We start from the raw sequence: 21199 nt of genomic DNA, 5'->3' as shown, positions 1-21199 counted from the left end.
CAGGCGGGCCTGGCACGATGTCAGGGTGACCGCACCGCTGACTCCGCCTCCGCCGCCGCACGAACCGTCTCCGCAGGGTGCCTGGCCGCCCTCGCCGAGTGGGTACCTGGGGGTGGCTCCGGCGCCGCACGATGCCGTGTACGGACAGGACGGGCCTGGCATGAAGACCGAGCTGCGGGAAGCCGCCGTGGTCACGGTGCTGGTCGCGGTGGCCGGGGTGCTGTTCGGGTTCCTGTGGGAGTGGCTCGCGCCTTCGGTGCCGCTGGTCGGTGATGTGGTGAACGGCGGGTGGGTCGTCTATCTCAAGGACACCGAGGGGGAGCAGGCGATCGGGGTGGACGGGACGTTCACGCTGCTGGCGCTGGCGTTCGGGGCCGTGAGTGCGGGGGTGGTGTTCGCCTGGCGGCGGCGTGGGGGTGTGCCTCTGGTGGTGGCGCTGGCGGTCGGGGGGCTGCTGGGGTCGGTGGTGGCGTGGCGGCTGGGGGTGTGGCTCGGGCCCGGGTCGGATGTGATCGCTCAGGCCAAGGCCGCGGGGAAGGGGGTGACGTTCTCGGCGCCCTTGGAGCTGGGGGCGAAGGGGGCGTTGCTGGCGTGGTCGTTGGCTGGGCTGCTGGTGCATCTGGGGCTTACGGCGTTGTTCGGGCCTCGGGATCCTGAGCCGTATGCGCAGGGGCCGGCGCCGAAGGATTCCTACGGGGCGCCGCTCGCGTAAGCCGGGTTTTCCGCCCCCGCCGCCCTTACCCGTTCCCATCCCCAGGGGCTCCGCCCCTTCGACCCCCTGGGGGCTGCGCCCCCAGACCCCCGCTTCGGCCCTGAACGGGCCTCGTCCTCAAACGCCGGACGGGCTGAAACACACCCCGGGCCGGGGCTGGGAGGCTGAGCCCGCTTGCGGGTGGGTGGGGGTTTGGGATGGTTTCGGGCTTGGCCTCGGATGTCGGGCGGGCTGAAATGCGCACCGGCCGGGGCTGAAGGGCTGGGCCCCGTGCGGGTGGGTGGGGGTTTGGGATGGTTTCGGGCTTGGCCTTGAATGTCGGGCGGGCTGAAATGCGCACCGGCCGGTGGCTTTGGCCTTGGTCTCGAACGTCGGGGGAGGTCAGGGGCGGGCGATGGGAGCCAGGGTTGCCTTGGTCAGGGTGGTGAGGTCGGTGGGGGAGAGTTCGACCTCGAGGCCTCGGCGGCCTGCCGAGACGCAGATGGTGGGGTGGGTGGTGGCGGAGTCGTCGAGGACCGTGGGGAGCTGCTTGCGCTGGCCCAGGGGGGAGATGCCGCCGCGGACGTAGCCGGTGGTGCGTTCGGCGAGGGTGGGGTCGGCCATGGCGGCTCGTTTGCCGCCCACGGCAGAGGCGAGGGCCTTGAGGTCCAGGGAGCCCGCCACGGGGACCACGGCGACGGTGAGGGTGCCGTCGACGTCCGCGACCAGGGTCTTGAAGACGCGGTCGGGGGAGACGCCCATCGCTTCGGCGGCCTCCTCGCCGTAGGACGGGTGGCTCGGGTCGTGGTCGTAGGAGTGGATCGTGAAGTCCACGCCGGCCGAGGTGAGGGCCACCGTGGCGGGGGTGCCGCCGGACTGCTGCTGCTTCTTCGACTTCTTGGCCATGGATGCGTGAGCGCCTTCAGTTGAGACTCGTCGGACCGCGCGTCAGGTCCGACGCGGGGAGCGAGGGCAGGCTACGGATGATCGCGGTCTCGGTGCGAAGGAGTTTCAGTTCGTCCCGGAGGCGGGAGGCCGTGTCGGGGGCCTGGAGGAGGCGTTGCTTGGTGGGGGTGTCCAGCATCATCGCGGCGGCCACCAGGTAGGACACCACCGACGGGTCGTCGGGGAGGTCCGCGCCCGTGGCCAGGGAGCGCTCGCGGGCGCCCGCCAGGCGTTTCTGGTACTGGCGGAAGGCCCGCAGGACGCCCTCGGCCAGGGCGCCCGCCTCGTCGCCCGGCTGCTCGGGGAGTTCTTCCAGCTCCGCCGTGAGGAACGGGCCCGACGCGTCCACGGAGACGAGGCGTACGCGGGTCGTGCCCGTCGCCAGGACCTCGAAGGTGCCGTCGGCGCGTTCGCGGATGGTGGCCGCGTCGGCGATGCAGCCGGTGCCGTGGAACGCCTTGAGTGGGTCGTCGCCGAAGCCGGCCGCCGGGCCGCGCTCGGGCACGGCCGTCTGGTCGGGCAGGCCGGGCGCGCTGGGCGCGACCTCGTGGCCGTCGCGGATGGCGACGACGGCGAACCGGCGCGGTTCGTCCTCGGGGGTCTTGAGCAGATCGCGCATCATGGCGCGATAGCGCTCCTCGAAGATGTTCAGCGGAAGCACCAGCCCCGGGAACAGCACCGAGTTCAGGGGGAAGAGCGGCAGACGGACGGTGGTCACGGCGCAGAAGCCTAGTGGTCGTCCGGGTGCGCTCGGTCGTCGTGCCCATTTCGTGGATGCCCGGGGCCCGGCGCGGGCCGTCCCGTGTAGACGCCCTCGCGGACCGCCAGGAAGTGGCCGAGCGGGTCGTCCGACAGCCGGCCCCAGGGGAAGGACGTGGCGTAAGGGCCGATCAGGCGCAGCTGGACGAGGGCGTCGTCGAGCCGGTCGAGGCGGACGAGGACGTACGTCAGCAGGTTGCGGATCTCGGCCGGCCAGGGGTCCAGGGACGGGAAGCGGGCGGAGAGCTCGATCGCGCGGTCGGCCGCCGCGTCCAGCCGTTCGCGCGGTACCTCGGGGCCGCAGCCGTCGGTGAGGTAGGCGAACGCCGCCCGTACCGGCAGTGCCTGGACCAGCGAGCCGGCCGGTGCGTCCTGGGCGGCGCGGTCGGCGAAGTCGAAGCACTCTCGGTGCGAGCCGTGCCAGGACTCGGCGAGATAGCGCTTGGCGGCGACATGGCAGCCGTAGTGGTGCGGGGCGCGCCGGACCGCCGCCTCCCACAGTTCGCCGAAGTACTTGTGGCCCGCCCGGGCGCCGCGCGCGTGGTCCAGGGCGATCCGCCAGGGCACCGGGTCGCGGTGGTCGGCCTGTGCGGCGGCCGTGATCAGCGGGCTCACCTCGCGCAGCAGTTCGGCCCGGGCCGGTGACTGCCAGGCGCGGTCCACCGCGAGCTGGGCGGAGAGCAGCAGGAGGTCCGGGTCCCGCGGCGCCGCGGCACGCCACTCCTCGAACCACTCGTCACGCGAGCGGGCGAAGGAGGCGAGGCGGGTCACATAGCGGTCGCGGTACTCCCACTCGGCCCGCTCCCGGGTGCGGGACAGCAACTCGGCGGCCGTCTCGTAGGAGCCACGGCCGGCCGCGACCAGTGCCGGACCGAGCCGGTCGTCGGGCACGTCGAGGAGCACCTCGTCGTCGGCGGGGAGCCCGGCGCCGGGGTGGGGGGCGGCGGTCGTCCGTGCCGTCCGGGAGATCCGGGAGGCACGGATGAAGGGGGGCAGCAGAGCCATGGTGCCGCCCATTGAAAAGCCGCAGGTCGGGTTGCGCCAGAGGGTGCGGGCAACCCCAGGAAAGTTGTACGCCGCCAGGTCAAGGAACCGTAAAAGGTGAGCGCTGTTCAGGGATTGTTCGTGGACCGACAAGGAGGTTTCGTGGAGACGGGTTTCAGCGCGTGAGTGCCGACTGTGTCACCCGCGCCGCAGCAGCCGCGTCGCCCCCGCCGCCACCGTCGTCGCCAGGATCCAGCCGAGCAGGATCAGTGCCGTCGACAGCCACTGCCAGCCGCCGGTGAGCTGCCACTGCCCGACCTGGCCCAGGTCGATCACCGGCAGCAGCAGATCGAGGGTGAACAGGGCCGGGTTCCAGGGCGGATGCCCGTTGCGGTCGACCGGGGGATGCGGGGCGTTCGCGAAGGCCAGGGAGCTCGCCGCCCACAGCACCGCCATCCACACCGCGGCCCGGCCCGGCCGGTACCCGTAGGCGACCGTCCAGTCCTGTATGAAGCCCCAGAGCTTCGCGGCGGGCGGCAGGGTCTCCCGGCGGCGGCGCTGCTTGGCGAGCAGCACCTCGCGGGCGTCCTCGTCCTCGCCGCCCGCCCGCAGCACCGTCGCCAGCCGCTCGTACGGCTCCGGGGCGTACTCGGCGGTCGCGGCGGCCACCCACTCCAGCCGCGCGGCCAGCGGGAACGGGCCCTGCGGCACCAGGTTCTCGTAGGCGAAGCCGCCCATGTGCAGACTGCCGGGGCCCGGCCAGGCGCTCGCCCGGTCCACCAGGTTGATCACCCGGGCGCCGGACAGCACCACCTTGCCGCGCGGTGGCCGCTCCCCGAGGAAGCGCAGCTCCGGCGTCTGCACCCGGCGCAGCGACAACTCCTGCTCCTCGGTGAAGGAGAACCGCGCCCGATCGAGGTCCACGGCGTCCCCGAACCGCCCGTCGTCCAGGCGCAGCCCGCCGCGGCACTCGAACCGCTGGATGCGTGTCCCGCGGGCCGGCGTCGCCCCGCTCAGCGCCTGTACGCCGACGCCGGCCGGGGTCAGGTACAGGGAGCGCTCCACCGTCAGCTGGGGCGCGTTCAGCGCGAGCCGGGTGTACGGATTGGACAGCCGGGCCCCGCGCAGGCTCAGCGACACGCCGATCTTGGCGCTGCGCAGGCTCAGCTCGCCGTGCGACTCCAGGAGCTCGGCCTGGAGGTCCTGCCCGACCGTCATGCCGTCCGCGGCGATGGAGCGGCCGGTGCGGTCGCGGTGCACGACCGCCTGGTTGAGCATCAGGTCCGTGCCGATGTGCGCGTCGGTGAGCCGGACGCCGTTGTGGAAGCGGCAGCGGGGGAGATGCAGATCGCCCTCGGTGTGCAGCCGGGCCGCCTCCAGACGGGGCACCGAGCAGTCCACCATCCGAAGCGTCGCGAACCGCGCCTCCGGCACCAGCACGTCCCGCTCGAACCGGCAGCGTCTCAGCTCCACGTACGGCACCACCGTGCCGCCCGCCAGGTCCAGACTGCCGCTGATCTGCACGCCGGCCAGCTTGAGCGAGGACACCCGGCCGGCCAGCGCGGGCGGGCCGTCCAGCAGCAGCCAGGCGACGATCCGGGCCCGCACGGTCCGCCCCGCGCCCCACGGATGTCCGCCGTGCGGGTCGTCGACGACCGTGTCCCCGCTGCTCAGGTCGTACACGCTGCCGTTGCGGAAGGCCTGCCACATGCCGGCCTCGGTGGCGGTCAGATCATCCGGAATGTCACCTGTGTCGATCCCGTCCCCTTCGGTCACCCTCTGTCACCCCCTCTGGTCACTCACAGCCGTTGATGCCCTTCGGTAACCCCCTGAATGCCAGACGTGAAGGTGATCTTCCGGGTTCCGGCCACGTTCTGTATCAGCCACTGATACGCGCGGACGGCGCCGGATCCCGGTCTGAGAGAATTGGACCGTGATCTCTCGAATCGATCTGCGCGGCGACGCCCTTCCCGAGGGCCCCGCCCTGCGTGACCTGCTGCCCCGAGCCGACTTCGACGTTCAGGCCGCCCTGGAGAAGGTGCGTCCGATCTGCGAGGCCGTGCATCATCGGGGCGACGCGGCGCTGATCGACTTCGCCGAGAAGTTCGACGGAGTACGGCTGGAATCCGTACGCGTCCCCGCGCAGGCCCTCACCGACGCGCTGGAGCAGCTCGACCCGGCCGTGCGCGCGGCCCTGGAGGAGTCCATCCGCCGCGCCCGTCTCGTCCACCGCGAGCAGCGCCGTACGACCCACACGACCCAGGTCGTGCCGGGCGGCTCGGTGACCGAGAAGTGGGTGCCCGTGGAGCGCGTCGGGCTGTACGCGCCCGGCGGGCGGTCGGTCTACCCGTCCTCCGTGGTGATGAACGTCGTACCGGCCCAGGAGGCCGGCGTCGAGTCCATCGCGCTCGCCTCGCCCGCTCAGGCCGAGTTCGGTGGTCTGCCGCACCCGACGATCCTCGCCGCGTGCGCGCTGCTCGGCGTCGACGAGGTGTACGCGGCCGGTGGCGCCACCGCCGTCGCGATGTTCGCGTACGGCACCGAGTCCTGCGCGCCCGCCAACATGGTCACCGGCCCCGGCAACATCTGGGTCGCCGCCGCCAAGCGCTACTTCACCGGCAAGATCGGCATCGACGCCGAGGCCGGTCCGACCGAGATCGCGGTCCTCGCCGACGACACGGCCGACCCGGTGCACGTCGCCTCCGACCTGATCAGCCAGGCCGAGCACGACCCGCTGGCCGCCGCCGTGCTGGTCACCGACTCCGTCGAGCTGGCGGACGCGGTCGAGAAGGAGCTGGAGCCGCAGATCGCGGCGACCAAGCACATCGACGACCGGATCGTCCCGGCCCTCAAGGGCAGGCAGTCCGCGATCGTGCTCGTCGACGGCGTCGACGAGGGCCTCAGGGTCGTCGACGCGTACGGCGCCGAGCACCTGGAGATCCAGACGGCGGACGCGGCGGCCGTGGCCGACCGGGTGAAGAACGCCGGCGCGATCTTCATCGGGCCCTGGGCGCCGGTCTCGCTCGGCGACTACGCGGCCGGGTCCAACCACGTGCTGCCCACCGGCGGCTGCGCCTGCCACTCCTCGGGTCTGTCGGTCCAGTCCTTCCTGCGCGGCATCCACATCGTCGACTACACGAAGGACGCGCTGGCCGAGGTCGCGCACCACGTGGTGACGCTGGCGGAGGCGGAGGACCTGCCCGCGCACGGCGCGGCGATCAAGGCAAGGTTCGGGTGGAAGGTACCGACGAGCAAGTGAACCTCGGAATCGACGATCTCCCCGTACGGGACGAGCTGCGCGGCAAGTCCCCCTACGGCGCGCCCCAGTTGGACGTCCCCGTACGGCTGAACACCAACGAGAACCCCTACCCGCTGCCCGAGCCGCTGGTCGAGCGGATCGCGGAGCGGGTGCGCGAGGCGGCCCGCGACCTCAACCGCTACCCCGACCGGGACGCGGTCGAGCTGCGCACCCGGCTCGCGAAGTACCTGACGGACACCTCCGGGTACGAGGTCGGCCTGGCCAACGTGTGGGCCGCCAACGGCTCCAACGAGGTCCTCCAGCAGCTGCTGCAGACCTTCGGCGGACCGGGCCGCACGGCGATCGGCTTCGAGCCGTCGTACTCGATGCACGGGCTCATCGCGCGCGGCACCGGCACCGGCTGGATCTCCGGTCCCCGCAACGAGGACTTCACCATCGACCTCGCCGCGGCCGAGAAGGCCCTCGCCGAGCACCGCCCGGACGTCGTCTTCATCACCACCCCCAACAACCCCACCGGCACCGCGGTCCCGGCCGAGACGGTCCTCGCGCTGTACGAGGCCGCGCAGGCCGCGAAGCCGTCGATCGTGGTCGTCGACGAGGCGTACATCGAGTTCAGCCACGGCGACTCGCTGCTGCCCCTGCTCGAGGGCCGCCCGCATCTCGTCGTCTCCCGGACGATGTCGAAGGCCTTCGGCGCGGCCGGCCTGCGCCTCGGCTACCTCGCCGCCCACCCGGCCGTCGTGGACGCCGTCCAGCTCGTCCGGCTGCCCTACCACCTGTCCGCCGTCACCCAGGCGACCGCGCTGGCCGCCCTGGAACACACCGACACGCTGCTGAAGTACGTCGAGCAGCTGAAGTCGGAGCGCGACCGGCTGGTGAGCGAGCTGCTGGCGATCGGCTACGAGGTCACGGCGTCCGACGCCAACTTCGTGCAGTTCGGCCGGTTCGCGGACGCCCACGAGATCTGGCAGAAGATCCTCGACCGGGGCGTCCTGGTCCGGGACAACGGCGTGCCGGGCTGGCTGCGGGTCACCGCCGGAACCCCCGAAGAGAACGACGCGTTCCTCGACGCGGTCCGTGAAGTCAAGAAGGAGCAGAGCGCATGAGCCGCGTAGGACGTATAGAGCGGACGACGAAGGAGACCTCGGTCCTCGTCGAGATCAACCTCGACGGCACCGGCAAGGTCGACGTGTCGACCGGCGTCGGCTTCTACGACCACATGCTCGACCAGCTCGGCCGGCACGGTCTGTTCGACCTGACCGTGAAGACCGACGGCGACCTGCACATCGACTCGCACCACACCATCGAGGACACCGCCCTCGCCCTCGGCGCCGCCTTCAAGCAGGCCCTCGGCGACAAGGTGGGCATCTACCGCTTCGGCAACTGCACCGTCCCGCTGGACGAGTCCCTCGCCCAGGTGACCGTCGACCTCTCCGGCCGCCCGTACCTCGTGCACACGGAGCCCGAGAACATGGCGCCGATGATCGGCGAGTACGACACCACGATGACCCGGCACATCCTGGAGTCGTTCGTCGCCCAGGCCCAGATCGCGCTGCACGTGCACGTGCCCTACGGGCGCAACGCGCACCACATCGTGGAGTGCCAGTTCAAGGCACTGGCCCGGGCGCTCAGGTACGCGAGCGAGCGCGACCCGCGCGCGGCCGGCATCCTCCCCTCCACGAAGGGCGCGCTGTGAACGGGCTCTCCACCCTGCTGATCGTCGTCGGCCTCTTCCTGGCCGGCGGCATCTACTCCTTCGTCAAGCAGGACATGCCGAGGAGCCTGATCGTGCTGCTGTCGATCGGCGCCGGGATGTGTCTCGTTGCCGGCGTCCTGAGGCTGGAGGTGTGGAGTTGAGCGCGGTGAGCAAGAAGGTCGTCGTCTTCGACTACGGCTTCGGCAACGTCCGCTCCGCCGAGCGCGCCCTCGCGCGCACCGGGGCCGACGTCGAGATAACGCGTGACTTCGACAAGGCCATGAACGCCGACGGGCTGCTGGTGCCCGGCGTCGGCGCCTTCGCCGCCTGTATGACGGGGCTGCGGGAGGCGCGCGGCGACTGGATCATCGACCGCAGGCTGTCCGGCGGCCGCCCGGTGATGGGCATCTGCGTCGGCATGCAGATCCTGTTCGCGCGCGGCATCGAGCACGGCGTCGAGACCGAGGGCCTCGACGAGTGGCCCGGCGCGGTCGAGCCGCTGCAGGCCGAGATCGTGCCCCACATGGGCTGGAACACCGTGGAGGCCCCGGCCGACTCCGAGCTGTTCGCCGGCCTGGACGCGGACGCCCGCTTCTACTTCGTGCACTCCTACGCCGTCCACGACTGGTCCCTGGAGACGCACAACGAGGCCATGCGCGCGCCCAGGGTGACCTGGTCGACGCACGGCAAGCCGTTCGTGGCGGCCGTGGAGAACGGCGCCCTGTGGGCCACGCAGTTCCACCCCGAGAAGTCCGGCGACGCCGGAGCCCAGCTCCTCACCAACTGGATCGGAACCCTGTGAGCAAGCTCGAACTCCTCCCCGCCGTCGATGTCCGGGACGGCCAGGCGGTCCGTCTGGTGCACGGCGAGTCCGGCACGGAGACCTCGTACGGCTCTCCGCTCGAGGCGGCCCTGGCCTGGCAGCGGGCGGGCGCCGAGTGGCTGCACCTGGTGGACCTGGACGCCGCGTTCGGCACCGGCGACAACCGGGCCCTGGTCCGCGAGGTCACGCAGGCGATGGACATCAAGGTGGAGCTGTCCGGCGGCATCCGTGACGACGCCACGCTCGCCGCCGCGCTGGCCACCGGCTGCACCCGCGTCAACCTCGGCACCGCCGCCCTGGAGACCCCGGAGTGGGTCGCCAAGGTCATCGCCGAGCACGGTGACCGGATCGCGGTCGGCCTCGACGTCAAGGGCACCACCCTGCGCGGGCGCGGCTGGACCCGTGACGGGGGCGACCTCTACGAGACGCTGGAGCGGCTCAACGAGGAGGGCTGCGCCCGGTACGTCGTCACCGACATCGCCAAGGACGGCACGCTGCAGGGTCCCAACCTGGAGCTGCTGAAGAACGTGTGCGCGGCGACGGACCGCCCGGTCGTGGCGTCCGGCGGCGTGTCGTCCCTCGACGACCTGCGGGCCATCGCCGAGCTGGTGCCGCTCGGTGTCGAGGGCTCCATCGTCGGGAAGGCGCTCTACGCGAAGGCGTTCACCTTGGAAGAGGCCTTGGAGGCTGTGTCGTCATGACGTCCGAAGCCGTGCGGCGTGTGCAGAGCGGAAGTCCCTGGGAAGAGAGTTTCGGTTTCGCACGTGCCGTCGCGGCGGGAGACCGTGTGCTGGTGGCGGGCACCACGTCCTTCAAGGGACGCGTGCTCTACGGGGAGGGCGACCCCTACGAGCAGGCCAAGGTGGCCTTCACCAGCGCGGTCGAGGCGATCGGTGAGTTCGGGCTCGGTGTGGAGTCCGTGATCCGTACCCGGATGTACCTGACGCATTCGCGGGACGTCGACGAGGTGGGCCGGGCCCACAAGGAGTTCTTCGACGCGGTGCGTCCGGTGTCCACCCTGCTGGTGGTGGAGGGCTTCGTCGACCCGCGCATCCTGGTCGAAGTGGAACTAGAGGCATACAGAGGAGCCGTGGATTCATGACCCTGGCGGTCCGAGTCATCCCCTGCCTGGACGTGGACAACGGCCGGGTCGTCAAGGGCGTCAACTTCCAGAACCTGCGCGACGCGGGCGACCCCGTCGAGATGGCCAAGGTGTACGACGCCGAGGGCGCCGACGAGCTGACGTTCCTGGACATCACCGCCTCGTCGGGCAACCGCGAGACCACCTACGACGTGGTGCGCCGCACCGCCGAGCAGGTGTTCATCCCGCTGACCGTCGGCGGCGGGGTGCGCACGCCCGAGGACGTCGACAAGCTGCTGCGGGCCGGCGCCGACAAGGTGGGCGTCAACACGGCGGCCATCGCCCGCCCGGAGCTGATCAAGGAGATCGCCGAGCGGTTCGGCAGCCAGGTGCTGGTGCTCTCGGTGGACGCCCGGCGCACCCCGTCGGGGACCTTCGAGGTGACGACCCACGGCGGTCGCAAGGGCACCGGCATCGACGCGATCGAGTGGGCGCACCGGGCGGCCGAGCTGGGCGCCGGTGAGATCCTGCTGAACTCGATGGACGCGGACGGCACCAAGGACGGCTACGACCTGGAGATGATCACCGCTGTCCGCAAGCACGTGACGGTCCCCGTCATCGCCTCCGGCGGCGCCGGACGGCTCGCCGACTTCGCGCCGGCCGTCGGGGCGGGCGCGGACGCGGTGCTGGCCGCGTCGGTGTTCCACTTCGGCGACCTGCGGATCGGGGAAGTGAAGCAGGCGCTGCGGGAGGCGGGACACCCCGTGCGGTGACGCCCACAGGCGCGAGGTAAGCCCCGGCCACCTGGTGGCCGGGGCTTACTCATGGAGAGATGAGAAAGAGAAGTTGCGCAAAATAGATTGCGCAATATTTCTTTCGTATCTAGCGTGGGGGCATGACAGGCAAGGAGAGAGACCGCCGCATCACAGACCTGGGCACGCTCAAGGCGCTCGCCCACCCCTTGCGGATGAAGCTGTACCGAGGACTGTCCATCGCCCGCGTGGCGACCGCCTCCCAGCTCGCCGAACAGGTCGACGAGGCCGTCTCCCTGGTCAGCTACCACCTGCGCAAACTCGCCGAGCTCGGCCTCATCGAGGAGGCCGAGCCGCAGAGCGCCGACGGCCGCGAGCGCTGGTGGCAGCCCGCCTCCGACGGCCTGAGCATCCGCGACGAGGACTTCCGCGACGCCCCCGAGAAGGCCGCCGCGCACACCGCCGCCAGCCGGCTCTTCTTCGAGCAGCGCGCCGACATGTACCGCCGCTTCCTCGACGAACGCACCCACTGGGGCGAGGCGTGGAACACCGCCGCCGAGTCCTCCGAGTCGAACCTGCGCCTCACCCCGGCCGAACTCACCGACCTCAACCGCGAACTGCTCGCCCTGATCCGCCGCTACGAGGAGCGGGGCCGGGCCGCCGACGCCACCGGGGACACCGAGGGCCGGGAGAACGTCTCACTGCACACGTACGCGTTCCCGTTCCGGATCTGAGAAGGAGCCCCGCCATGAGCACGGCCCTCGTCCGCACGGCCCCCGGCGTGGAGCGCGCCGCCCACCGGGACCCCAACGTCCTGCGCTGGCTCGGCGGCTTCACCTCGTCCGCGATCGGCGACAACGTCTACTACCTCGCCCTGTCCTGGGCCGCCGTCCAGTCCGGCACACCCGCCCAGGCCGGCCTCGTGACCGCCGTCAGCGCCGTGCCGCGTGCCCTGCTGATGCTCGGCGGGGGAGTGGTCGCCGACCGGTACGGGCCGCGCCGGGTCGTCCTCGGCAGCACCGGGGTGCGCTGCGCGCTCGTCCTCACCGCGGCCGTACTGCTCCTCGCGACCAGCCCGGGCCTGTGGGCGCTCGGCGCGGTGGCGGTGCTCTTCGGGATCGTCGACGCCGTCTTCCTGCCCGCGGCCGGGGCCCTGCCCGCCCGGATCGCCGACCGCGGCCAGCTCACCAGGGTGCAGGGGCTGCGCGGACTGGCCACCCGGCTCGCCACCGTCCTCGGCGGGCCCCTGGGCGGCCTGGGAGTGGTCCTCGGCGGCACCGCCGGCGCGTTCGGCCTGGCCGCGCTGCTGATCGGCGTGTCGCTGCCCCTGCTGCAGACCGTCCGCATGGGCGAACTGCCGCCCGACGACGCGGTGACCGCCCGGCCCGGAGTCCTGGCCGAACTGCGCGACGGCCTGCGCCACATCCGTCACGACCGTGTGCTCCTGCCGCTGGTGGCGGCCATCGCCCTGAGCGACCTCGGCTTCGTCGGCCCCATGAACCTCGGGCTGACCCTGCTCTCCGAGGAACGCGGCTGGGGCTCCTCCGGCATGGGGCTGGTCCTCGCCGGGTTCGGCGTCGGCGCCGGAGCCGCCTCCCTGCTGCTCGCCTGGCGCGGGCGGGTCCCGCACGCGGGACGCGTGCTCGCGGTGGCGACGATCGGCGGGGCCGTCGCGATCGCCGCCCTCGCGCGCGTGCCGTCCGTCGCGGCGGCCGCCGGCGTCGCCCTGTGCATCGGGCTGCTGGGCGGGCTCGGCGGCGCGCTGTCCGGGGCACTGGTGCAGGCACGCGCGGGTGCCGCCTACCTCGGCCGGGTCACCGCCGTCTCCACCCTGGTCAGCTTCGGCGTCGCCCCGCTCACCTTCCCGCTGGTCGGCTGGTCGGTCGAGCTGTGGGGCACCGGCCCCGTCTTCGCCGCCTGCGCGGCCCTGTGCGGCCTGAGCGGCCTCCTCGCGCTCACCGCGAAGCCCCTGCGCCGAGCCGAACTGCCCCGCTGACGTTCACTCCTTCGGCTGAGCCAGCTGCACCAGATTGCCCACCGTGTCGTCGAGTACGGCCGTGACGACCGGGCCCTGCTCCTGCGGACCCTGGGTGAAGTGGACGCCGAGGCCGCGCAGCCGCTCGTACTCCGCCTCGATGTCGTCGACGGAGAACACGATGCACGGCAGCCCCGCCCCCTTCACGGCCGTGCGGTACGGCTCCGCGATCGGGCCCTGCCCGGGCTCCAGCAGGAGCTGCAGGTCCCGCTGGGCGCCCTCGGGCGCGCCGACGGTGACGAACAGGGTGCCGCCGCCCAGATCCATGTGCATACGGGTCTCGAAGCCCAGGACGTCCGTGTAGAACGCGTGGGCCTTCGCGACGTCGTCGACGTACACGCTGGTCATGGCTACTTTGATCACGGGGGTGTGCCCTTCGAGGGGTGGGCTCTTCAGATGCCCAGTTGCTTGCCGCTGTGCAGCTTCTCGATCGCGTCCTCGTCGCCGTCCAGCTCCACCTTCGCGGCGCTCTGGCGGCCGTACAGGAACAGCAGCAGCTCCGACGGCTCCCCGGTGACCGTCACGACCGGGGTGCCGCGCTGGGCGACCACCGTACGGCCGTCCGCGCGGCGCAGCACCAGGCCGGTCGGGGAACCGCGGCCCATCAGACGGGCGGTGCGCTCCAGCCGGGACCACAGGGCGTCCTGGAAGACCGGGTCGAGCTCCCGGGGCGTCCAGTCGGGCTGGGCACGCCGGACGTCCTCGGTGTGCACGTAGAACTCGATCGTGTTGGAGGCCTCGTCGATCTGCTTCAGCTGGAAGGGCGAGAACCTCGGCGGGCCGGTGCGGATGAGCGTGATCAGCTCGTCGTACGGCTTCGCGGCGAACTCCGCCATCACCTTGTCCAGGCGGGAGGCCAGCTGCTTGATCAGGATGCCCCCGGCGGCGTCCGGGCGGCGCTCGCGCACCACCGCGTGCGCGGCCAGATCCTGCGTCTCCCAGCCCTCGCACAGGGTCGGGGCGCCCGGACCGGCGGTCTCCAAGAGGTCGGCGAAAAGGAGCCGTTCACGCTTGGCGAAAGTCGACATGCAGTCAGCCTACGACTACGTAGGAGGTCCGCCCAGTGGACATACTCCCGTCACTGTCAGTTGCGCGCGGCACAATGGCACCCATGACCAGCACGCCCCCGCCCGCCCGTCACCCGACCACCGCCCCTCATCGAGGCGCTTCGCGCCACAGCTCTCCATCCAGTCGCCTGGATCCCGAGATCGCCGCGCGGCTCAAGCGCAGCGCCGACGGGCTCGTCCCCGCCATCGCCCAGCAGTACGACACCGGTGAGGTGCTCATGCTGGGCTGGATGGACGACGAGGCGCTGCACCGCACGCTCACCACCGGCCGCTGCACCTACTGGTCGCGCAGCCGCCAGGAGTACTGGGTCAAGGGCGACACCTCCGGTCACTTCCAGTGGGTCAGGTCCGTCGCCCTCGACTGCGACGCCGACACCCTGCTGGTCAAGGTCGACCAGGTCGGCGCCGCCTGTCACACCGGCGCGCGCACCTGCTTCGACGCCGACGTCCTGCTGAAGGACGGCGCCGATTCCGGCACCTCCGCCTCGGATCAGTAAGGTCTGCCGCCATGGACCTCGAGACGTTCCGCAAGCTGGCCACCGACCGCCGTGTCATCCCGGTCACCCGCAAGCTCCTCGCCGACGGCGACACCCCGGTCGCGCTCTACCGCAAGCTCGCCGCCGAGCGCCCCGGCACCTTCCTGCTGGAGTCCGCGGAGAACGGCCGCTCGTGGTCCCGGTACTCCTTCGTGGGCGTCCGGTCGGCCGCCACGCTGACGGCCCGCGACGGCCAGGCCCACTGGCTCGGCGCCCCGCCGGTCGGCGTCCCCGTCGACGGCGACCCGCTCCAGGCCCTGCGCGCCACCATCGAGGCCCTGCACACCCCGCACCAGGAGGGCCTGCCGCCCTTCACCGGCGGCATGGTCGGCTACCTCGGCTACGACATCGTGCGCCGCCTGGAGAAGATCGGCCCCGGCGAACGCGACGACCTGAAGCTGCCCGAGCTGACCATGCTGCTCACCAGTGACCTCGCCGTCATGGACCACTGGGAGGGCTCGGTCCTGCTGATCGCCAACGCGATCAACCACAACGACCTCGACACCGGCGTCGACGAGGCGCACGCGGACGCGGTGGCCCGTCTCGACGCCATGGAGGCCGACCTCACGCGCGCGGTGGCCCAGCCCCCGGCCGTGCTGCCGCCCTCCGAGCTGCCCGAGTACACCGCGCTGTGGGGCGGCCCCGACTTCCAGGAGGCCGTCGAGGACATCAAGGAGCGCATCCGCGCGGGCGAGGCCTTCCAGGTCGTCCCCTCGCAGCGCTTCGAGACGCCGTGCACGGCGAGCGCGCTGGACGTCTACCGGGTCCTGCGGGCGACGAACCCCTCCCCGTACATGTACCTGTTCCGCTTCGACGGCTTCGACGTCGTGGGCTCGTCCCCCGAGGCCCTGGTCAAGGTCGAGGACGGACAGGCCATGGTCCACCCCATCGCCGGCACCCGGCACCGCGGCGCCACCCCGCAGGAGGACCAGGCCCTCGCCGACGAACTGCTCGCCGACCCCAAGGAGCGTGCCGAGCACCTCATGCTCGTCGACCTGGGCCGCAACGACCTGGGGCGGGTCTGCGAGCCCGGCTCGGTCGAAGTCGTCGACTTCATGTCCATCGAGCGGTACTCGCACGTGATGCACATCGTTTCGACGGTCACCGGCAAGGTCGCGAGCGGTCGCACCGCCTTCGACGTCCTCACCGCCTGCTTCCCCGCGGGCACCCTCTCCGGCGCCCCCAAGCCCCGCGCCATGCAGATCATCGACGAGCTCGAGCCGTCCCGGCGCGGCCTGTACGGCGGCTGCGTGGGCTACCTGGACTTCGCGGGCGACTCCGACACCGCCATCGCCATCCGCACCGCCCTGCTGCGCGACGGCACCGCCTACGTCCAGGCCGGCGCGGGCATCGTCGCCGACTCCGATCCCGTCGCCGAGGACCAGGAGTGCCGCAACAAGGCAGCGGCGGTCCTGCGCGCGGTCCACACGGCCAACCGCCTCGGGAAGTAGGGCCTGGCCGGCCGCATGGTCCGGCGAGCACGGGTGTCGCGGTGCCGCGAGCACCCGTCTTGCGGGACTGTGGGGCGTGGATCTCGCGGGGCATGGGGCGCCGGTCTCGGCGGACATGGGGCGTGAATCACTGAGCCCCGGGTGACGGTTCGCGTGGGGTTCAAGCGATAGTGGACTCCGTGACTGCTGTACCTCACCCCCGTTCCGTATCCGCCGCCTCCGCCCGGGCCGGCCGGCTGAGCCTCGGCATCGCCCTGCTGTTCGGCGCGCTGGGCGCGGCCGTGGCCCTGCTGGCCACCCGGCAGCGCTGGTCGCAGGGCACGGCGACGGTGGCCGGCGGCGCCTTCCCCCTCACCGCCAGGGGCAGCGACGTCACGGGCGTGCCCGCGGCGCTCGCCATAGTGGGCCTCGCCGCGCTCGTCGCCGTCTTCGCCGTCCGCAGGGCCGGCCGCCTCGCGGTCTCCGCCCTCCTCGCGCTCTCCGGCGTCGGCATCGCCGTGGCCGCCCTGACCGGCGCCTCCGACGACTCCGCCCTCGACGAGCAGGCCGCGAAGGCCTCCGGCGACACCTCCGCCACCGTCGCCTCCTTCACCCACACCGCCTGGCCCTACGTCGCGGTCGTCGGCGGAGTCCTGATCCTCCTGGCGGGTCTGCTGGCCCTGCGCTACGGCCGCCAGTGGCCCGCGATGTCCGGCCGCTACGAGCGCGGCGGCGCCCCCGGCCAGCGGCGCGCGGCGCGGCCCGTCGACCCCGAGCGGCCCGAGGAGATCTGGAAGGCCCTGGACCGCGGCGAGGACCCGACGGGCACCGACCCCTCCTGACCTGGATCCGCGTCCGGTTCCCGATGTGGTGAATCAGACGCCGACGGAAGCCACCCCCGCGTCCCGTACGCGTGCGCGTACGGGACAATGGACGACGAGCGTCCGGCTCGGACACACACATAGACAGCAATGAGGAGCAAGTCATGGCGGGCAGCAGCCACGGACACACCCCGGCCGCCTGGACCGGTGTCACCATCGCCTTCATCGGTTTCTGCGTCGCGGGCGCGTTCATGGTGATGGCCCAGCCGCTGGGCTTCTGGGCCGGCATGGTGATCGTGGCCCTCGGCGGTGTCGTCGGCGGTCTGATGCGCGCCGCGGGTCTGGGCCAGCCGAAGGAGGCCCACCCGGTGCACAAGGTGGCCCCGAAGGCGACGGCCGAGCCCGCGAGCGTCGAGGGCTGATCCTCGCCCAGGACTGCGCGTGAGGGGCGGCCGGTGAGCACACCGGCCGCCCCTCACGCGCGTGTGCGGCCCGCGCCGGGCACAATGCGAGGCGTGAACGCCGACACCCGGACCACGACGTCCACGGCCCTGGGACGACTGGCCGTGCCCGCCGGGATCCTCGCCGCCGTCGCCGGGGCCTTCGCCTACGTCGGGACCGTCGACCCCAACGAGCCCGGCCACTACCCGGTCTGCCCCCTGCTGCGCCACACGGGCCTGTACTGCCCCGGCTGCGGCGGCCTGCGCAGCGCGCACGCCTTCGTCCACGGGGATCTCGGGACCGCCCTGCACGACAACGCCCTGGCTGTCGTCGCCTACTTCGGCTTCGCCCTCGTATGGACCGTCTGGGTGATCCGAGCGGCGCGCGGACGCCCCCTGCGGATCGACCTGGGCACGGCCCCCATGTGGACGCTGGGCACGGTGGTGCTGGTCTTCACGGTTGTCCGGAACCTGCCGTTCGGTGGCTGGCTGCACCCTTGATCAACCGTCGAACGTCCAGGTAGTGGGACCGCCGTCCGCTGGATGTGAGGGCTACCCCCTGCTGCGGATACCATCGCAGTGACCATCGTTTTCCACTGGTTGTCCGGAAGGGGGCCGCTCGCGTGAGTGTGCTCGACGAGATCATCGACGGAGTCCGTGCCGACCTCGCGGAGCGGCAGGCGCGCGTCAGCCTCGACGAGCTCAAGGAGCGCGCGGCGAAGGCGCCCGCCGCCAAGGACGGGGTCGCCGCGCTCCGGGGCGACGGCGTCAAGGTGATCTGCGAGGTCAAGCGCTCCAGCCCGTCCAAGGGCGCGCTGGCCGCGATCGCCGATCCGGCCGGCCTGGCCGCCGACTACGAGGCGGGCGGCGCGGCCGTCATCTCCGTCCTCACCGAACAGCGCCGCTTCGGCGGCTCGCTCGCCGACCTGGAGGCCGTCCGCGCCCGGGTCGACATCCCGGTCCTGCGCAAGGACTTCATCGTCACGTCGTACCAGCTGTGGGAGGCCCGCGCGTACGGCGCCGACCTCGCGCTGCTGATCGTGGCCGCCCTCGACCAGCCGGCCCTGGAGTCGCTGATCGAGCGCGCCGTCTCCATCGGCCTCACCCCGCTCGTCGAGGTGCACGACGAGGAGGAGGTCGACCGGGCCGTGGACGCGGGCGCCAAGATCATCGGCGTCAACGCGCGCAACCTGAAGACCCTCGAGGTCGACCGCTCCACCTTCGAGCGGGTCGCCCCCGAGATCCCCGACCACATCGTCAAGGTCGCCGAGTCCGGCGTCCGCGGCCCCCACGACCTCATCGCCTACGCCAACGCCGGCGCCGACGCGGTCCTGGTCGGCGAGTCCCTGGTCACCGGCCGCGACCCCAAGACGGCGGTGGCGGATCTGGTGGCGGCGGGCGAGCATCCCGCACTGCGGCACGGCCGGGGATGATCTCCCGGTAGGCTGACCGACGATGACTCTCACCGTGACGACCGTGGACCGGTACGCCCGCCTCGCGCGCGGCTGCCGCCCGAGGGGCTGCCGAGCCCCGGCGAGGCGTGTCCACGGCCGCCGGGTGCGGTACGTCATCGGAGACGAGCCGGGACAGGTCAACGGACGTCGATGGCAGCGCGCCCCAGAGGGGCGCGGGGCGTCATGTGATGTGCGGCTACCGCCGCGCGTGCGCGACCAGCCACACACGGCCTGAGGTCGTACGACAGGCTCCGCCCCCACGGCGAATCGTGTTCTTCCATCGGCACTCACCGTGAGGTATCCGCATGCCCAGCGATTTCTTCATTCCCGACCCCGAGGGTCAAGTCCCCACCGCCGAAGGCTACTTCGGCGCCTTCGGCGGCAAGTTCATCCCGGAGGCCCTCGTCGCCGCCGTGGACGAGGTCGCCGTCGAGTACGACAAGGCCAAGCACGACCCGGAGTTCGCCCGCGAACTCGACGACCTGCTCGTCCACTACACGGGACGCCCGAGTTCCCTCACCGAGGTCCCCCGCTTCGCCGAACACGCGGGCGGCGCCCGCGTGTTCCTCAAGCGCGAGGACCTCAACCACACCGGCTCCCACAAGATCAACAACGTGCTCGGCCAGGCCCTGCTCACCAGGCGCATGGGCAAGACCCGCGTCATCGCCGAGACCGGCGCGGGCCAGCACGGCGTGGCCACGGCCACCGCCTGCGCCCTGTTCGGGCTCGAGTGCACGATCTACATGGGCGAGATCGACACCCAGCGCCAGGCCCTCAACGTGGCCCGTATGCGCATGCTGGGCGCCGAGGTCGTCGCCGTGAAGTCCGGCAGCCGCACCCTGAAGGACGCCATCAACGAGGCGTTCCGCGACTGGGTCGCCAACGTCGACCACACCCACTACCTGTTCGGCACGGTCGCCGGCCCGCACCCCTTCCCGGCGATGGTCCGCGACTTCCACCGCGTCATCGGCGTCGAGGCCCGCCGCCAGCTCCTGGAGCGCGCCGGACGGCTGCCCGACGCGGCGGTCGCCTGCGTCGGCGGCGGCTCCAACGCCATCGGCCTGTTCCACGCCTTCATCCCGGACGCCTCCGTCCGGCTGATCGGCTGCGAACCGGCCGGACACGGTGTGGAGACCGGCGAGCACGCGGCCACCCTCACCGCCGGCGAGCCCGGCATCCTGCACGGCTCCCGCTCCTACGTCCTCCAGGACGACGAGGGCCAGATCACCGAGCCGTACTCCATCTCGGCGGGTCTGGACTACCCGGGCATCGGCCCCGAGCACTCCTACCTCAAGGACAGTGGCCGCGGCGAGTACCGCGCGGTCACCGATGACGCGGCCATGCAGGCGCTGCGCCTACTGTCGCGCACCGAGGGCATCATCCCGGCCATCGAGTCGGCGCACGCCCTCGCCGGTGCCCTGGAGGTCGGCAGGGAACTGGGCAAGGACGGCCTGATCGTCGTCAACCTGTCCGGCCGCGGCGACAAGGACATGGACACGGCGGCCCGCTACTTCGGGCTGTACGACACCGACGCCGAGGTCGCGGCCAACGCGGCCGACACCGCCGAGATCGAGGGGGACGCCAAGTGAGCGGGAACATTCAGCTGCTGTCGGACACCCTCGCCGCCGCCAAGGCCGAGGGCCGTTCCGCCCTCATCGCCTACCTCCCGGCCGGGTTCCCGACCGTGGACGGCGGCATCGAGGCGATCAAGGCCGTCTTCGACGGCGGCGCGGACGTCGTCGAGGTCGGTCTGCCGCACAGCGACCCCGTCCTCGACGGCCCGGTCATCCAGACCGCCGACGACATCGCCCTGCGCGGCGGGGTGCGGATCGCGGACGTCATGCGCACGGTCCGCGAGGCCTTCGAGGCCACCGGGAAGCCGGTGCTCGTCATGACGTACTGGAACCCCATCGACCGCTACGGCGTCGAGCGCTTCACCGCCGAGCTGGCCGAGGCGGGCGGCGCCGGCTGCATCCTGCCCGACCTGCCGGTGCAGGAGTCGGCGCTGTGGAGGGAGCACGCCGAGAAGCACGGCCTCGCGACGATCTTCGTCGTGGCGCCCAGCAGCAAGGACGAGCGGCTCGCGCAGATCACCGCGGCGGGCAGCGGCTTCGTCTACGCCGCCTCGCTCATGGGGGTCACCGGCACCCGTGAGTCGGTCGGCGCGCAGGCCCAGGACCTGGTCGAGCGCACCCGTGCCACCGGCACCGAGCTGCCCGTCTGCGTCGGCCTCGGCGTCTCCGACGCCCAGCAGGCCGCCGAGGTGGCCGGCTTCGCCGACGGCGTGATCGTCGGCTCGGCCTTCGTCAAGCGGATGCTGGACGCCCCGGACGACGCCGCCGGTGTCGAGGCGGTCCGCGTCCTCGCGGGCGAGCTGGCGAAGGGCGTGCGCCGAACGGCGTAACGGATTACGCGGTCTCACTCGA

General features: G+C 72.0%; 26 protein-coding genes. 20 read left to right on the top strand and 6 right to left on the bottom strand.

Translation table 11 applies throughout. From position 1 onward, the window contains the following. Window positions 1–25 precede the first annotated feature (25 nt). Window positions 26–712 (top strand): hypothetical protein, encoded by a 687-nt coding sequence (locus ACIRF9_RS06125; RefSeq protein WP_403817058.1) that lies wholly within the window; start codon window positions 26–28, stop codon window positions 710–712. A gap of 381 nt (window positions 713–1093) precedes the next feature. Here ACIRF9_RS06125 and ybaK read toward each other — a convergent pair whose 3' ends face one another. The 4 genes from ybaK to ACIRF9_RS06105 all read right to left on the bottom strand — a co-directional run bounded on the left by ybaK (window position 1094) and on the right by ACIRF9_RS06105 (window position 5155). Then, window positions 1094–1597 (bottom strand): Cys-tRNA(Pro) deacylase, encoded by a 504-nt coding sequence (gene ybaK, locus ACIRF9_RS06120; protein WP_403817055.1) that lies wholly within the window; start codon window positions 1595–1597, stop codon window positions 1094–1096. Between the two features lie 16 nt (window positions 1598–1613). Then, window positions 1614–2354: an LON peptidase substrate-binding domain-containing protein gene (locus ACIRF9_RS06115; protein WP_403817052.1), complete on the bottom strand. Its 741-nt coding sequence runs from the start codon at window positions 2352–2354 to the stop codon at window positions 1614–1616. An 11-nt stretch (window positions 2355–2365) separates the two neighbouring features. Further along, window positions 2366–3400, bottom strand: a complete 1035-nt coding sequence (locus ACIRF9_RS06110; RefSeq protein ID WP_403817049.1) for a hypothetical protein — start codon at window positions 3398–3400, stop codon at window positions 2366–2368. Window positions 3401–3577: 177 nt separating this feature from the next. Further along, the gene (locus ACIRF9_RS06105; RefSeq protein ID WP_403817047.1) at window positions 3578–5155 is read right to left on the bottom strand and encodes an oxidoreductase; all 1578 of its coding nucleotides are present in this window, start codon (window positions 5153–5155) and stop codon (window positions 3578–3580) included. Window positions 5156–5312: 157 nt separating this feature from the next. On the opposite strand from ACIRF9_RS06105, the gene hisD reads away from it, so the two are divergent. From hisD to ACIRF9_RS06055, 10 genes are all read left to right on the top strand, one after another. After that, window positions 5313–6638, top strand: a complete 1326-nt coding sequence (gene hisD, locus ACIRF9_RS06100; RefSeq protein ID WP_403817044.1) for a histidinol dehydrogenase — start codon at window positions 5313–5315, stop codon at window positions 6636–6638. Then, on the top strand, window positions 6635–7744 hold the full coding sequence (locus ACIRF9_RS06095; RefSeq protein WP_403817041.1) for a histidinol-phosphate transaminase: 1110 nt from the start codon (window positions 6635–6637) through the stop codon (window positions 7742–7744). The genes hisD and ACIRF9_RS06095 overlap by 4 nt, the downstream gene beginning before the upstream one ends. After that, the gene (hisB, locus tag ACIRF9_RS06090; RefSeq protein ID WP_133910108.1) at window positions 7741–8334 is read left to right on the top strand and encodes an imidazoleglycerol-phosphate dehydratase HisB; all 594 of its coding nucleotides are present in this window, start codon (window positions 7741–7743) and stop codon (window positions 8332–8334) included. Before ACIRF9_RS06095 ends, hisB begins: the two co-directional genes overlap by 4 nt. Further along, on the top strand, window positions 8331–8495 hold the full coding sequence (locus ACIRF9_RS06085) for a hypothetical protein (RefSeq protein ID WP_403817038.1): 165 nt from the start codon (window positions 8331–8333) through the stop codon (window positions 8493–8495). Before hisB ends, ACIRF9_RS06085 begins: the two co-directional genes overlap by 4 nt. Further along, window positions 8492–9136 (top strand): imidazole glycerol phosphate synthase subunit HisH, encoded by a 645-nt coding sequence (gene hisH / locus ACIRF9_RS06080; protein WP_403817035.1) that lies wholly within the window; start codon window positions 8492–8494, stop codon window positions 9134–9136. Before ACIRF9_RS06085 ends, hisH begins: the two co-directional genes overlap by 4 nt. Next, a complete protein-coding gene (gene priA, locus ACIRF9_RS06075) occupies window positions 9133–9858 on the top strand; it encodes a bifunctional 1-(5-phosphoribosyl)-5-((5-phosphoribosylamino)methylideneamino)imidazole-4-carboxamide isomerase/phosphoribosylanthranilate isomerase PriA (RefSeq protein ID WP_403817032.1) in 726 nt (241 codons plus the stop codon). The genes hisH and priA overlap by 4 nt, the downstream gene beginning before the upstream one ends. Further along, window positions 9855–10259: a RidA family protein gene (locus ACIRF9_RS06070; RefSeq protein ID WP_403817029.1), complete on the top strand. Its 405-nt coding sequence runs from the start codon at window positions 9855–9857 to the stop codon at window positions 10257–10259. The genes priA and ACIRF9_RS06070 overlap by 4 nt, the downstream gene beginning before the upstream one ends. Then, window positions 10256–11011 carry an imidazole glycerol phosphate synthase subunit HisF gene (gene hisF, locus ACIRF9_RS06065; protein ID WP_403817026.1) on the top strand — a complete coding sequence of 252 codons (756 nt, stop codon included), beginning with the start codon at window positions 10256–10258 and terminating at the stop codon, window positions 11009–11011. The genes ACIRF9_RS06070 and hisF overlap by 4 nt, the downstream gene beginning before the upstream one ends. Window positions 11012–11133: 122 nt before the next feature. Further along, on the top strand, window positions 11134–11724 hold the full coding sequence (locus ACIRF9_RS06060) for an ArsR/SmtB family transcription factor (protein WP_403817024.1): 591 nt from the start codon (window positions 11134–11136) through the stop codon (window positions 11722–11724). A gap of 14 nt (window positions 11725–11738) precedes the next feature. Next, complete coding sequence (locus ACIRF9_RS06055; RefSeq protein WP_403817021.1) at window positions 11739–12986, top strand: MFS transporter; 1248 nt, start codon at window positions 11739–11741, stop codon at window positions 12984–12986. 3 nt (window positions 12987–12989) lie between these two features. Here ACIRF9_RS06055 and ACIRF9_RS06050 read toward each other — a convergent pair whose 3' ends face one another. Together ACIRF9_RS06050 and ACIRF9_RS06045 are read right to left on the bottom strand one after the other, a co-directional pair. Then, a complete protein-coding gene (locus tag ACIRF9_RS06050; protein ID WP_403817018.1) occupies window positions 12990–13388 on the bottom strand; it encodes a VOC family protein in 399 nt (132 codons plus the stop codon). Window positions 13389–13417: 29 nt separating this feature from the next. Further along, window positions 13418–14053 (bottom strand): TIGR03085 family metal-binding protein, encoded by a 636-nt coding sequence (locus ACIRF9_RS06045; protein ID WP_403817015.1) that lies wholly within the window; start codon window positions 14051–14053, stop codon window positions 13418–13420. 83 nt (window positions 14054–14136) lie between these two features. Here ACIRF9_RS06045 and hisI point away from each other — a divergent pair, with 83 nt between their 5' ends. The 9 genes from hisI to trpA all read left to right on the top strand — a co-directional run bounded on the left by hisI (window position 14137) and on the right by trpA (window position 21177). After that, window positions 14137–14589: a phosphoribosyl-AMP cyclohydrolase gene (gene hisI, locus ACIRF9_RS06040; protein WP_403817011.1), complete on the top strand. Its 453-nt coding sequence runs from the start codon at window positions 14137–14139 to the stop codon at window positions 14587–14589. Between the two features lie 11 nt (window positions 14590–14600). After that, complete coding sequence (locus tag ACIRF9_RS06035) at window positions 14601–16079, top strand: anthranilate synthase component I (RefSeq protein WP_403817008.1); 1479 nt, start codon at window positions 14601–14603, stop codon at window positions 16077–16079. A gap of 170 nt (window positions 16080–16249) precedes the next feature. Further along, window positions 16250–16900, top strand: a complete 651-nt coding sequence (locus tag ACIRF9_RS06030; RefSeq protein ID WP_403817005.1) for a TIGR02234 family membrane protein — start codon at window positions 16250–16252, stop codon at window positions 16898–16900. A 143-nt stretch (window positions 16901–17043) separates the two neighbouring features. Beyond that, entirely contained in the window at window positions 17044–17301 is a 258-nt protein-coding gene (locus ACIRF9_RS06025) for an HGxxPAAW family protein (protein ID WP_403817002.1), read from the top strand. Window positions 17302–17385: 84 nt separating this feature from the next. After that, window positions 17386–17820, top strand: coding sequence for a DUF2752 domain-containing protein (locus ACIRF9_RS06020; RefSeq protein WP_403817000.1), 435 nt, complete (start codon window positions 17386–17388; stop codon window positions 17818–17820). Between the two features lie 122 nt (window positions 17821–17942). Beyond that, on the top strand, window positions 17943–18752 hold the full coding sequence (gene trpC / locus ACIRF9_RS06015) for an indole-3-glycerol phosphate synthase TrpC (protein ID WP_403816997.1): 810 nt from the start codon (window positions 17943–17945) through the stop codon (window positions 18750–18752). A gap of 22 nt (window positions 18753–18774) precedes the next feature. Then, on the top strand, window positions 18775–19008 hold the full coding sequence (gene trpM / locus ACIRF9_RS06010; RefSeq protein WP_403816995.1) for a tryptophan biosynthesis modulator TrpM: 234 nt from the start codon (window positions 18775–18777) through the stop codon (window positions 19006–19008). A 70-nt stretch (window positions 19009–19078) separates the two neighbouring features. Continuing rightward, the gene (trpB, locus tag ACIRF9_RS06005) at window positions 19079–20362 is read left to right on the top strand and encodes a tryptophan synthase subunit beta (protein ID WP_403816992.1); all 1284 of its coding nucleotides are present in this window, start codon (window positions 19079–19081) and stop codon (window positions 20360–20362) included. Continuing rightward, window positions 20359–21177: a tryptophan synthase subunit alpha gene (gene trpA, locus ACIRF9_RS06000; RefSeq protein WP_403816989.1), complete on the top strand. Its 819-nt coding sequence runs from the start codon at window positions 20359–20361 to the stop codon at window positions 21175–21177. The genes trpB and trpA overlap by 4 nt, the downstream gene beginning before the upstream one ends. The last annotated feature ends 22 nt before the right edge of the window (window positions 21178–21199 follow it).

It is taken from the genome of Streptomyces sp. NPDC096132 (genome assembly GCF_044763345.1).
GTDB lineage: Bacteria > Actinomycetota > Actinomycetes > Streptomycetales > Streptomycetaceae > Streptomyces.
This window is presented reverse-complemented; position numbering and strand designations above follow the sequence as displayed.

Excerpts from the sequence above, each read along its gene's own strand:
- ybaK (WP_403817055.1), bottom strand. The coding sequence starts at position 1,597 with ATGGCCAAGAAGTCGAAGAAGCAGCAGCAGTCCGGCGGCACCCCCGCC.
- ACIRF9_RS06110 (WP_403817049.1), bottom strand. The coding sequence starts at position 3,400 with ATGGCTCTGCTGCCCCCCTTCATCCGTGCCTCCCGGATCTCCCGGACG.
- hisB (WP_133910108.1), top strand. The coding sequence starts at position 7,741 with ATGAGCCGCGTAGGACGTATAGAGCGGACGACGAAGGAGACCTCGGTC.
- ACIRF9_RS06070 (WP_403817029.1), top strand. The coding sequence starts at position 9,855 with ATGACGTCCGAAGCCGTGCGGCGTGTGCAGAGCGGAAGTCCCTGGGAA.
- hisF (WP_403817026.1), top strand. The coding sequence starts at position 10,256 with ATGACCCTGGCGGTCCGAGTCATCCCCTGCCTGGACGTGGACAACGGC.
- ACIRF9_RS06060 (WP_403817024.1), top strand. The coding sequence starts at position 11,134 with ATGACAGGCAAGGAGAGAGACCGCCGCATCACAGACCTGGGCACGCTC.
- ACIRF9_RS06055 (WP_403817021.1), top strand. The coding sequence starts at position 11,739 with ATGAGCACGGCCCTCGTCCGCACGGCCCCCGGCGTGGAGCGCGCCGCC.
- ACIRF9_RS06045 (WP_403817015.1), bottom strand. The coding sequence starts at position 14,053 with ATGTCGACTTTCGCCAAGCGTGAACGGCTCCTTTTCGCCGACCTCTTG.
- hisI (WP_403817011.1), top strand. The coding sequence starts at position 14,137 with ATGACCAGCACGCCCCCGCCCGCCCGTCACCCGACCACCGCCCCTCAT.
- ACIRF9_RS06035 (WP_403817008.1), top strand. The coding sequence starts at position 14,601 with ATGGACCTCGAGACGTTCCGCAAGCTGGCCACCGACCGCCGTGTCATC.
- ACIRF9_RS06025 (WP_403817002.1), top strand. The coding sequence starts at position 17,044 with ATGGCGGGCAGCAGCCACGGACACACCCCGGCCGCCTGGACCGGTGTC.
- ACIRF9_RS06020 (WP_403817000.1), top strand. The coding sequence starts at position 17,386 with ATGCGAGGCGTGAACGCCGACACCCGGACCACGACGTCCACGGCCCTG.
- trpM (WP_403816995.1), top strand. The coding sequence starts at position 18,775 with ATGACTCTCACCGTGACGACCGTGGACCGGTACGCCCGCCTCGCGCGC.
- trpB (WP_403816992.1), top strand. The coding sequence starts at position 19,079 with ATGCCCAGCGATTTCTTCATTCCCGACCCCGAGGGTCAAGTCCCCACC.